Below are 11,714 nucleotides of genomic sequence, written 5' to 3'. Positions count from 1 at the left end.
TTTGTGCAACTACATTTTACCACAAGGGTTCGCTATGGATTTTTAAGTGTTCAACTTAATTATACAATCCGCCTATAGGGAAATCCAGAACCTGATTATAGAAAAAAACACATAATTATGTTATAATATACTTTCGACAAAATAAATCAGGAGCGTGAACCTATGCTAAGATGGGGAACCAAAACAAATATATTTTATCTTTGTGCCGGTCATTATACAGTAGATTACTATAACAATTTTTTGCCAGTTTTACTGCCCTTTATTATGGTGAAGCTGGATATGTCCTTAACCATGTGCGGTATTCTGGTTATGGTATTGGCTTTTGTAGCCAGCTCTATACAGCCCTTTGTAGGATATGTTACCGATAAACATGATAGCAGCCCTTGGCTGTTGGCGGCTATACCTTTAAGTGGTATTGCTATCTGCCTGGCTGGTCTGGCACCTAATAAAGCTGCCTTGTTCCTGTTGTGTATCATAATGGGGATAACGGTGTCCTTTGTTCATCCCGTAGGCAGTGCCCTATTGGGAAAGGTAGGCAATGTCAGCAATATGGGCAGAGTTATGTCTCTGTACGTAGTAGGCGGTAATTTTGGCGCAGCAGTAGCTCCTGCCACAGTAATGTTTCTGTTGGACAGATATGGATTGGATATTTTGCCCTTGTTAGCCATACCAGCAGTTGTATTGGGCATATTATTTTATTTTTCTGGTCTTTACAAATTGCCATCGGCCAATGCCAAAAAGGTAAGTTCCAGTGAATCCATCAGCATTATCAAGATTTTTGCCAATCCCTCTGTGGCACTGCTGAATATAGCTATGGGGCTCCGTTGCTGTACCCATGTGTCTGTATCCACCTTTTTACCCATGCTGATGTTGTCCCATGGCGCCTCCAATGTGGTATCTGGTTCCATGTTGACAGTATTTCTTATGGGAACAGCTGCTGGCGGCTTGATTGGTGGAGAGCTGGGAGACAAATTCGGTCACAAGCGGTTGATGGTGGTATCCTTGGCCTTGACAGCCCTGCCAACGATATTGTTTTTCCTTTATCCAGATGCAGGCTTTATAAGCAGTTTGTTGTTGTTTATGGGAGGTTTCTTTGTACAGGCTCCTCAGCCTAGCTCTATTGTGTGGACAGGCAGGCTGATGCCTCAATATATTGGCGTGGCCTCCGGCATGATGATGGGATTGTGCTTTGGTCTTGGCAGTATTGGTGCAGCAGTTACCGCGGCTTTAGGCGATTATATTGGCTTGGAAACAGCTATGTTTTTAAGTGTGGTACCAGTAGTTATTGCAACTATTTTGGTAATATTTACTCCCTATACCAAAGGTGTGGTAGTACCTAAACGCAAATAAGATGTTTTTAGGACTAGAGAATAGGCAGATAAGCCAGGAGGTTTGGCGTGGTTATTTTAGAAAAGGCTGTATTGCATATATTGGATTTCGTTGGGGGAGAGCCGGTGCTTTCCGCCCAGGAGCTGGCTTTGGAGGATGGCATTCGGGAATTTCTCATTAAGCATATGGAAAAGACCATTCATAGCCAGGATGCCAAAAGTGGAAAATTTTATGAAAACAGTGAATTTAATGGCCTGTTGCAGGAATATATGGCACAGAAGTCCAGTTTTGTGGAATTTTCTTGTCAGGTGGCAGAAATTTTGTACAAGGCTTTGGCTCCTTGTCAGGATATTCAGAATACAGATTTGTTTGTTTGTCAGCTGAGAGTAGATGATGTGCCCCATATGGCCTTATTGAAATGTGTGAATCATCAGGGCTATGTTCATCAGGTTAATGTGACCGAGGATGGGGCGGTGGCCACAGAGGTTATGAACAGCAGTGGACTTTTACCGGGCAATAGCCAGCGCATGGATGAATTTGCCTACATTAATTTGGCATCTGGGGAGGCACTGATTAAAGCCAAGAAATACTCTTTGGATGGCAATAGCGTTTTTGTTTTGCCGGAGCTGCTTTTGGAGTGCAATCAGACACCGTCTCCAAAGGAAACCATTAAGGAAATTAACAAGGTGGCCAAAAAGGTGGCAGAAGCTTACTGTCAGGATCAGGTGGAAACAGCAGCTGCCGTGAAAAACTATATTGCCGAGAATTTATCTGATGATGGTCAGTTGGACCCACAGCAGGTAGGTGAAGCAGTATTTCAGGATAATCCGGCTATGCAGGCTGATTATCGACAGGAAATGGAAAATGCTGGCTTTCGGGAGCCTGTGGTGGTAGACAAGGAAGCAACCCTGAAAAAGATGCGCAAGCACAAGCTAAGTACAGATACCGGCATTGAGCTGGTGATTCCTACGGAGTTTTTTGAGAATACGGAATTTGTGGAGTTCTACAAGGATGAGGATGGGTTTATGTCCATTACCTTGAAGAATATTCAGAGTATCGTTAACAAATAAGGTATTGTCCTAAAGGTTAGAGGGAAAGGATGGTGATACTATGGAGACAAGGAGTAATACCTATACCACAGAGGCGCCTCCGGAAAAGGCCATATTGGCAGGGGTGGATACAGGTAAAAGCAATTGGTTGGCAGAGGATTCACTGACTGAGCTGGAGGGCTTGGCCAAAACTGCCGGGGCAGTAGTGGTGGGCCGGACAGTGCAGAAAAAGGAACGGCCTGATACGGCTCTCTTTTTAGGCAAGGGCAAGGTGGCAGAGGTTACTTTGATGGCTCAGGAGCTGAAGGCAGATTTGCTGATTTTGGATGATGAAATCACTCCCTCACAGCAGCGGAATCTGGAGTCGGTTACTGGATTGAGAGTGGTGGATAGAACTGCCCTGATTCTGGATATTTTTGCCCAGCGGGCTAGATCCAGTGCAGGCAAGCTGCAGGTAGAGCTGGCACAGCTAAAGTATAATCTGCCTAGATTAGGGGGACAGGGCCTGGTTCTATCCCGTCTAGGAGGCGGTATTGGCACCAGGGGCCCCGGTGAAACCAAGCTGGAAATGGATAGACGGCGGATTCGCGGCCGCATTCATGACCTGACGGAAAAAATTGACAAGCTAAAGGCGCAACGACAGCTACATAGAATCCAGCGGAAAAACAGCCGGGTGCCAGTGGCGGCTCTGGTAGGCTATACCAATGCAGGCAAATCCACTATTCTTAATGCTTTGGCTGGCAGTAATGAGGTTATGGCAGAGGACTTGCTTTTTGCTACCTTGGACCCGACCACCAGATTGATTCAGCTGGATGACAAGCAGGAAATTCTGCTGACAGATACGGTAGGCTTTATTCAAAAATTGCCTCACACCTTGGTTAGTGCCTTTCAGGCTACCTTGGAGGAAACTGCCGAGGCGGATTTGCTGATTCATGTGGTAGATGCTTCTGATGTGAATTATGAATTGCAGATTCAGGCTGTGGTAGAGGTGCTGAAGGAAATTGGTGCTGAGAACAAGCCTGCTATATTTGTCTTTAACAAAGCAGATAAGCTGCCTGTATTGCAATTTCCAGATAATCATGTGGAAAAAAGAATGCTGCAGGGCAGAGAAGGTGTGGTAATTTCTGCTAAAAATCCAGCCGGGCTGGAAATACTGCGGGAAAAAATCAAAAGCTTTTTTGCTCAGAGCAATATTGCCTTGAAGCTTTGTATTCCCTATGACAAGGGCCATCTGGTAACTCGGCTTCATGATGTGGCCAAAGTAGAGGCCATTGATTACAACGATAAGGGAACGATTATGGAGCTTACCATGTCTGTATCTGATGCAGAACCTTATCTCAAATACGAAATAAAGGATAAATAAGGAGCTATCTAAGCTCATAAATAAAGGAGATTATAAAAAATGTCATTTTCTGAAAATTTGCTGCAGCTAAAAAAACAGGCTATGGCTCAGGCTGGGCCTATGTTTGCTCATATTGATAGTATAGCCGAGGCTAATACCCTGAAAGTATTGGATGCCATGCGGGAGTGTCAGGTATCTGAGGCTCATTTTAATACTACCTCTGGTTATGCTTATGATGATATTGGCCGCAGCAAAATTGAGGAGCTGTTTGCTAAGGTATTCGGAGCTGAAAGAGCCTTGGTTCGTACCAATTTTGTTTCTGGTACTCATGCTTTGGCCACAGTGCTCTTTGGTATTCTTAGACCAGGGGACAAGCTGGTTTCCATTACTGGTGCCCCTTATGATACCATGCAGACTGTTATTGGTTACGCCAATGAAAGCCCTGGCTCCTTAAAGGAATTTTGCGTACTTTATGATGAGCTGGAAATGATTGATGGCAAGGTGGATATGGCAGGTATTGCTGGCAAAATCACTCCTGATACCAAGATGGTATTGATTCAGCGCTCCCGTGGCTACTCCATGCGCAACCCTTTGACTATTGAGGAAATAGGGGCCATTTGTCAGGAGGTTAAAAAGGTTAAGCCTGATTGTATCTGCTTTGTGGATAACTGCTATGGTGAGTTTGTAGACACCCAGGAGCCTGTACAGGCAGGAGCAGATATTATGGCTGGTTCCCTGATAAAGAATCCAGGGGGCGGTGTGGCTCTTACCGGTGGCTATATTGCTGGTAAAAGTGATTTGGTGGAGCTGTGCTCCTATCGTCTTACTGCGCCAGGTATGGGTGATGAGCTGGGAGCATCCTTGGCTAACAACCGCATGATTTTCCAGGGCTTCTTCCTGGCACCTCATGTGGTAGCTCAGGCCATTAAGGGAGCAGTTTTTGCCGCAGCCCTTTTTGCCCTGCTGGGATATAAGACTCTGCCATTGCCAACCGATGTTAGAGGAGATATTATTCAGGCTATTCAGCTAGATACTCCGGAGAAGCTGATTGCCTTCTGTCGAGGTATTCAGAAGTATTCTCCAGTAGATTCCTTTGCCGCTCCAGAGCCTTGGGATATGCCGGGCTATGCAGACAAGATTATTATGGCAGCAGGTACCTTTGTACAGGGTGCTTCTATTGAGCTTAGTGCTGATGGCCCATTACGGGCTCCATATAATGTATATCTGCAGGGTGGTCTTACCTTTGAGCACGCTGTAATTGGCATTATGGGGGCAGCTCAGGCTATTGAGGAACTGGCTGATAAATAAGCTGCTGGCAGATTGAGGAAATTATGGCTCATATTCAGGAAAAGCAAATTGTTTATCGTGGGGAGAAAATCAAGCTGGTAAGACGGCCCCATATGAAAAATATCAGGGTACGTATCAGTCGTCCGGAAGGAGAGATTGTAGTCAGCTGTCCCTATGGCGTGCCTAATAGTCAGTGGCAATGGGCGCTGGAGGGGGTATGGCCGAAGATGCTGCAGGCTCGCCAACAATATCTGGCTGGACAGCAAAAACAGCCTAAGTACAATCTGGATTTGGTGGCAGAGGTGCAGAAAATCCTGCCTCGCTGTCAGGAAATTACAGGAGTTCAGGCCTCTAGTATCCATTTTCGCAGGATGTACAGCCGCTGGGGTTCCTGCAATACCAGGACAGGTAGAATCAATCTAAGTCTGAATCTGGCTCACAAGCATCCTATGTGTCTGGAATATGTGCTGATACATGAGCTGGTGCATTTACTGGAGCGTAATCACACGCCAAGGTTTCATGGTTTGGTTGCCAAATTCTGCCCTTTTGCCCAAGAGGCAGAAAGGCATTTACGAGAATAAAATAGTAAGCAGAACAGCTAATATACAGCGGACAAGAGGTGTCGTATGTTTCTGGATGACAAGAAGAATAAGCTAAAGAATTGGCTGAATGAAATAGTGGAAAAGCATTTTTCCTATGGCAAGGATGCAACTGAGGAGGACAAGCAAAGAACCAAAAAAAATGCGATGTTGGCCATGGCAGTGGCAGTTTTGGCAGCAGTCTGTGTAGCTTTTGCTGTCTTAAGCATGGATTATAGAATCTCTACTATCGATGAAATACAAGGCAATGATAAGGTAGTAGTACGGATTACCCCTGGTATGGCTTCCGGTGAGATAGGAGATTTGCTAGCCGCAAAAGGTGTTATAGATTCTACTTGGAAATTTAAGCTGGCGGTAAAATTAAATGGTGCTGGGGACAAATTTCAGGCAGGAACCTTTTCCTTGCAGAAAAACATGACGGTGGGAGATGCCTTGGGAGTGCTGATAAACGGTCGTGCTACCTCCCAGTGGGTTACTATTCCAGAGGGCTATGATGTGCGCCAGATTGCCAAGCTTTTGGCAAAGCATGGCCTGGTGGAGGAAAAGGAGTTTTTGGCAGCAGCCAGGGATTTTGCGCCTTATGATTATATAGTAAAATCACCAGAGGCTGATTATGCCATCGAAGGATTTTTGTTTCCAGATACCTACGAATTTGCTACAGATGCCAGCTGTCAGGATATTATGAGCCGTATGGCTGAGGAATTTGACCATAAGCTGACACCAGAGCTGCGGCAGCAGGCATCTCAGCGTAATTTATCTGTTTATGAGCTGGTAACCTTGGCTTCCTTAGTGGAGAAGGAGGCTCGCTTCCCAGAGGACAGGCCGATTATTGCCCAGGTTTTTTTCAAGCGGTTAGATATTAATATGCCATTGCAGACAGATACCACCATTCAGTATCTTTTGGCTGGGCCAAAGGAGAATCTGTCCATTGCTGATACCAAAATAGATTCACCCTACAATACCTATCAGCATTATGGACTGCCACCAGGACCTATAGCCAGTCCAGGTATGGCCTCTATAGAAGCGGTGTTGAATCCTGCCAATACGGATTATCTTTATTTTGTGGCGGATACTCAGGGACACAATCATTATGGCTATACTTATGATGAGCATTTGGATTTGGTGGATAAGGTTCGCTAAAGGGGAAAGTATATGCGCAATGTAAATGATGGGCTGGCAGAGCTGCTGGCTGAAATGAAGGCCTATGGAGAGGCCAATCATGTGCCAATTATCAATATTAACGGCTTGGCTGTGCTGGAGAAGGCCGTGGCGGCCAGAAAGCCAAGGCGGGTGCTGGAAATAGGTACGGCTATAGGCTATTCCACTCTTTATATTGCTGCCAATGCAGCACCAGAGGTGGAGATTGTCAGTCTGGAGCTTAGTGAGGAGCGGGCTGCTGAGGCCAGAGCCTTTGTGGACAGGTCGCCATATGGTCAGCAGATTAGGATTATTACGGGAGATGCCGGGGAAAATATTCAGAAGCTGACAGGCTTCTTTGATATGGTGTTTATAGATGCCGCCAAGGGACAGTATCCAGATTATTTTCGCAAAATATATCCTCTGTTGGCAGAGGATGCTTTGGTGGTGGCAGACAATGTTCTGTTTCGTGGCTATGTCCGTGGAGATGTGCCAGCACCTAGACGGTTTCGCACTATTGTAAAGCGGTTGCGGGAATATATTGCTATGGTTACTGATAGTGGTGAATTCCAGACAGAAATCTATGAGAATGGTGATGGCTTGGCTGTTAGCCAGCGACTAGCTGGTAAGGGTAATGTTGAAAATAATATGGAGGATAAAAAATGAAAAAACCTGAGCTTTTGGCTCCGGCAGGCAATATGGAAAAGCTGAAAATGGCTTTGCTTTATGGTGCAGATGCGGTTTATCTAGGGGGCAAGGCCTTTGGCCTGAGAGCCTTTGGAGGAAACTTTACCAATGAGGAATTGCAGGAAGCAGTGGATTTTGCCCATAAGCTAGGCAAAAAAATCTATGTCACGGTAAATATTTTTCCTCATAATAGTGATATTGCCAAATTGCCGGTTTATTTGACTTTTTTGAATGAAATCAAGGTAGATGCTATTTTGGTGGCGGATTTTGGGGTATTTACCCTGGCTAAGGAATATGCCCCTGATGTGGAGCTGCATATTAGCACTCAGGCCAACAATACCAACTGGGCGGCGGTGAATGCCTGGGCGGAGCTGGGGGCCAGACGAGTGGTCCTGGCTCGGGAAATGTCCTTAGAAGAAATAAAGGAGATTAGGGAAAAATGCTCTGTGGAGCTGGAAATGTTTGTACATGGCGCCATGTGCATTTCCTATTCCGGCCGTTGTCTTATGAGCAATTATCTTACGGGTCGGGATGCCAATAGGGGCAGCTGTGCCCAGCCTTGCCGTTGGAACTATGCTCTGGTAGAGGAAAAACGTCCAGGGCAGTATTTCCCAGTGCTGGAGGATGAACGAGGTACCTATATTTTTAATTCCAAGGATATGTGCCTCCTGCCTTATTTGCCAGATGTCATTGCCAGCGGGGTGGATAGTCTAAAAATTGAGGGCCGTATGAAAAGCGTTCACTATGCCGCCAGTGTGGTCAAGGCTTATAGAGAGGCCATTGATAGCTATTTTGCTGCTCCAGAACAGTTTGAGGTGAAAAAGGAATGGGTGGAGGAGCTGGACAAGGTTTCCCATCGGGCTTATACCACTGGCTTCTATTATGGCCGTCCTACAGAAAAGGATCAGATATATGGCACTTCCAGCTATACTCAGACCTCGGATTTTGTGGGACTGGTGCTGGATTATGACGAAAAAACAGGCTTTGCTACGGTGGAACAGCGGAATAATATGAAGGTGGGGCAGGAAATAGAGATTTTTCAGCCTCATCTGGCTGGCTATCGTCAGATTTTGCAGGAAATGTATAATGATGAGGGAGAGGCTATTCAGGTGGCACCACATCCCCAGCAAATCGTGAAAATCCGCATGGATAAGCCAGTGGAGCCTTATGGCATTTTGCGTCGTGATATAGTATAAAATTAATCTTGGTCTCTTGTGTAAGAGCATGGTGTTATTACATCTAGGTGAACAATATGGATTTGCAGGAATTTTTTGCTCAGCATCCCAAGGTGGCTTTGGGTTTTTCGGGAGGGGTGGATTCCTCCTATCTTTTGTATGCGGGAATTAAATATGGGGCAGATATAAAGCCTTATTTCGTTAAGGGGCCTTTTCAACCAGAGTTTGAAAGGCAGGATGTGCTAAAGATGGCAGAGCTTTTGCATATTGACAATCTTGCTATTGTGGAGGCTAATCCCCTGACTGATGAAAGGGTTGTGCAAAACGACCAACTTCGTTGCTATTATTGCAAGCAGAGGGTATTTGGCTTGATAAAGGAGCAGGCAGCCAGAGATGGCTACAAGGTTTTAATTGATGGCACCAATGCTTCTGATGATTTGGCAGATAGGCCAGGCTTCAAGGCTTTGCAGGAAATGCAGGTACTGTCACCTCTGCTGCAGGCAGGATTGACCAAAATGGAGATTCGCAGACATTCCCAGGAGGCTGGTCTGTTTACTTGGGATAAGCCTTCTTATGCCTGTTTGGCAACCAGGATTCCTACAGGCTATCCATTGGAGCTTTCCACCTTGAGAAAGGTGGAGAGAGCTGAGGCTGCTTTGCGGGAAATGGGGTATAGTGATTTCCGTATTCGAGTGTTGGATAAGGCGGCCAAGCTGCAGTTGAAACCTCAGCAAATGGAAAAGCTGTTACAGGAGAGAGAAAAGGTGAAAAATCTGCTTTTACAGGAGTTTGAGGATATTTATTTGGATTTAAAGGAACGCTGATATGGTCAGTTTACATGAAATACTGGAAAAATTACAGAAGGGTGAAATAAGCCTGCAGGAGGCAGAGGGACATATTCGCCGCAAGCCCTTTGAGGAAATGGGTTATGCCAAGCTGGATACTCAACGAAGATTTCGTTCTGGCTTCCCCGAGGTGGTTTTTGCTCAAGGCAAGGCAGATGAACATCTGGTTAGCATATGTCAAAGACTTTTTCAGCTGGAGGGGGAGCTTTTGGTAACTAGAGCTACTCCGGAGCAATATACCTTGATTGCGGAAATTCTGCCAGAGGCAGAATATGATGCTAAGGCGAGAATTATTACCTGTGGTAAGGAAAAGCGCAAGCCTCAGGGCTGTATTGCTGTTTGTACTGCTGGTACGGCAGATATACCTGTGGCAGAGGAAGCTGCCCAGGTAGCGGAATATTTTGGCTGTCATGTGGAACGTGTCTATGATGTAGGGGTTAGCGGTCTACATCGTCTGCTGTCCCAGCTGCCCCTCATTCAAAAGGCCAACTGTGTCATTGCTGTGGCAGGCATGGAAGGGGCTTTGGGCAGTGTGGTGGCAGGCTTGGTGGATAAGCCGGTTATTGCGGTGCCAACATCTATTGGCTATGGAGCTAATCTGGGGGGAGTATCTGCCCTGCTAAGTATGCTTAATTCCTGTGCCAATGGTATTGCTACGGTTAATATAGACAATGGCTATGGAGCGGGATATTTGGCAGCCCAGATTAATAAGCTGGCTGTGGCTAAGGAATAATGTATTTTAGGTAAAGAGGTATGTATGAAAAGAGTTTTATATATTGATGGGCCCTTTGGTATAAGTGGTGATATGCTGGTAGCTGCTCTTTTGGATATGGGGGCAGATTATGAGAAATTGACAAAGGTTTTGCATAGCTTGGAGGTAAAGGGCTTTCAAACTAAGGTATCAAGGGTAAAAAAATCCGGTCTTGATATGTGTGATTTCTTGGTGGAACTAGATGAGGTTCATGAAAATCATGACCACGATATGGCCTATCTACATGGTCACGAGCATCATGAACATGAGCACCATCATGACCATGACCATGACCATGACCATGAGCACCACCATGACCATGCACATCATCACGAGCATGAACACAGTCACCACCACCATCATCATGAGCATAGGGGTATGGGGGAGATTCGTCATATTATTCACCATAGTGCCATGAGTGAGGAAGCTCAGAAGCTGGCCTTGAAAATTTTTCAGGTATTGGCTCAGGCTGAGGCCAAGGCCCACGGAACAGATGTGGAGCAGGTTCATTTCCATGAGGTAGGGGCAGTGGATTCCATTGTGGATATCGTCAGCATTGCCGTATGTATGGAAAGCCTGGCCATAGATGATGTGGTGGTTGATACTTTGGTGGATGGTCATGGCACTATTCGCTGTCAGCATGGTATCATGGCGGTACCTGTACCGGCAGTTACCCATATTGTGGCTGATAATGGTTTGAAGCTTCGTCTAAGCCATGTAGAGGGGGAACTGGTAACTCCTACGGGAGCAGCGGCAGCAGCAGCTCTTAGGACTATGGACAAGCTGCCTGCCAGCTATAGAGTGGCTGGGGTAGGCATGGGAGCCGGTAAGAGGGAATATGAGGTGCCAACCTTTTTGCGGCTTTTGTTGTTAGAAGCGGAGACAGAGCTTTCAGAGGATGAGATTCTCAAAATTGAAACAAATATAGATGATAGCAATGGGGAAACTCTGGGCTTGGTACAGGAACTGCTTTTGTCTGCTGGAGCCTTAGATGTATTTTTTACCTCCATCTATATGAAGAAGAACCGCCCAGCCTATATGCTGACCGTTCTTTGTCAGCCACAGCAGCAGGAGGCAATGGCACGAATTATTTTCCAGCATACTACCAGTATTGGTATTCGCTATGAGAAAATGAAGCGCTGTATTATGCAGCGCCGCCAGCTATCTGGTGTGGTAGATGGCATAGCCGTGAAAGCCAAGGAATGCAGCTATGGAGATATAGTGCGCTGCTATCCAGAGTATGATAGTATTCGCCAGCTGCAGCAGGAAAAGGGAATGGATTATCAGATGGCCTATGAACTGATAAGAAATAATGTCTGTCGAAACCCCATAGAAAGAAAATGAAAAAATCATTTTCTTTGAATAATCTAGGGGTTATAATAAATTAATAGTGCAGGTTTTTGCAAATCAGTTTGTGGATTAGGCATTAGATAGGATAAATAAAGGAGGAGATATTAAGTAACTGATTTTATAGACAAATATGTATATTGGTGATATAATGTGTCTATGGAGG

General features: G+C 45.6%; 11 protein-coding genes. All 11 read left to right on the top strand.

The window, feature by feature from the left end:
- The first annotated feature begins 162 nt into the window (after positions 1–162).
- From I6E26_RS10370 to larC, 11 genes are read left to right on the top strand one after another with little or no spacing between them, the layout of a single operon-like run.
- Positions 163–1,350, top strand: a complete 1,188-nt coding sequence (locus I6E26_RS10370) for an MFS transporter (RefSeq protein ID WP_235321792.1) — start codon at positions 163–165, stop codon at positions 1,348–1,350.
- Between the two features lie 47 nt (positions 1,351–1,397).
- Positions 1,398–2,399, top strand: coding sequence for a nucleoid-associated protein (locus I6E26_RS10365; RefSeq protein WP_235321791.1), 1,002 nt, complete (start codon positions 1,398–1,400; stop codon positions 2,397–2,399).
- Between the two features lie 40 nt (positions 2,400–2,439).
- Entirely contained in the window at positions 2,440–3,741 is a 1,302-nt protein-coding gene (gene hflX, locus I6E26_RS10360) for a GTPase HflX (RefSeq protein WP_235321790.1), read from the top strand.
- Positions 3,742–3,780: 39 nt separating this feature from the next.
- Positions 3,781–5,028 (top strand): methionine gamma-lyase family protein, encoded by a 1,248-nt coding sequence (locus tag I6E26_RS10355; RefSeq protein WP_235321789.1) that lies wholly within the window; start codon positions 3,781–3,783, stop codon positions 5,026–5,028.
- Between the two features lie 23 nt (positions 5,029–5,051).
- Entirely contained in the window at positions 5,052–5,588 is a 537-nt protein-coding gene (locus tag I6E26_RS10350; protein WP_235321788.1) for a M48 metallopeptidase family protein, read from the top strand.
- Between the two features lie 45 nt (positions 5,589–5,633).
- Complete coding sequence (gene mltG, locus I6E26_RS10345) at positions 5,634–6,746, top strand: endolytic transglycosylase MltG (RefSeq protein WP_235321787.1); 1,113 nt, start codon at positions 5,634–5,636, stop codon at positions 6,744–6,746.
- 12 nt (positions 6,747–6,758) lie between these two features.
- Positions 6,759–7,409: an O-methyltransferase gene (locus I6E26_RS10340; RefSeq protein ID WP_235321786.1), complete on the top strand. Its 651-nt coding sequence runs from the start codon at positions 6,759–6,761 to the stop codon at positions 7,407–7,409.
- A complete protein-coding gene (locus I6E26_RS10335; protein WP_235321785.1) occupies positions 7,406–8,626 on the top strand; it encodes a peptidase U32 family protein in 1,221 nt (406 codons plus the stop codon). Before I6E26_RS10340 ends, I6E26_RS10335 begins: the two co-directional genes overlap by 4 nt.
- Positions 8,627–8,682: 56 nt before the next feature.
- Positions 8,683–9,429, top strand: a complete 747-nt coding sequence (gene larE, locus I6E26_RS10330; RefSeq protein WP_235321784.1) for an ATP-dependent sacrificial sulfur transferase LarE — start codon at positions 8,683–8,685, stop codon at positions 9,427–9,429.
- Position 9,430: 1 nt separating this feature from the next.
- Entirely contained in the window at positions 9,431–10,183 is a 753-nt protein-coding gene (gene larB / locus I6E26_RS10325; protein WP_235321783.1) for a nickel pincer cofactor biosynthesis protein LarB, read from the top strand.
- 24 nt (positions 10,184–10,207) lie between these two features.
- Positions 10,208–11,545, top strand: a complete 1,338-nt coding sequence (gene larC, locus I6E26_RS10320; protein ID WP_235321782.1) for a nickel pincer cofactor biosynthesis protein LarC — start codon at positions 10,208–10,210, stop codon at positions 11,543–11,545.
- Positions 11,546–11,714 lie beyond the last annotated feature (169 nt).

The sequence above is a fragment of the Anaerovibrio lipolyticus genome (assembly GCF_021531495.1).
Classification (GTDB): Bacteria; Bacillota; Negativicutes; order Selenomonadales; family Selenomonadaceae; genus Anaerovibrio.
The sequence above is the reverse complement of the archived record's forward strand: the minus strand, read 5'-3'. Positions and strand labels throughout refer to the sequence as shown.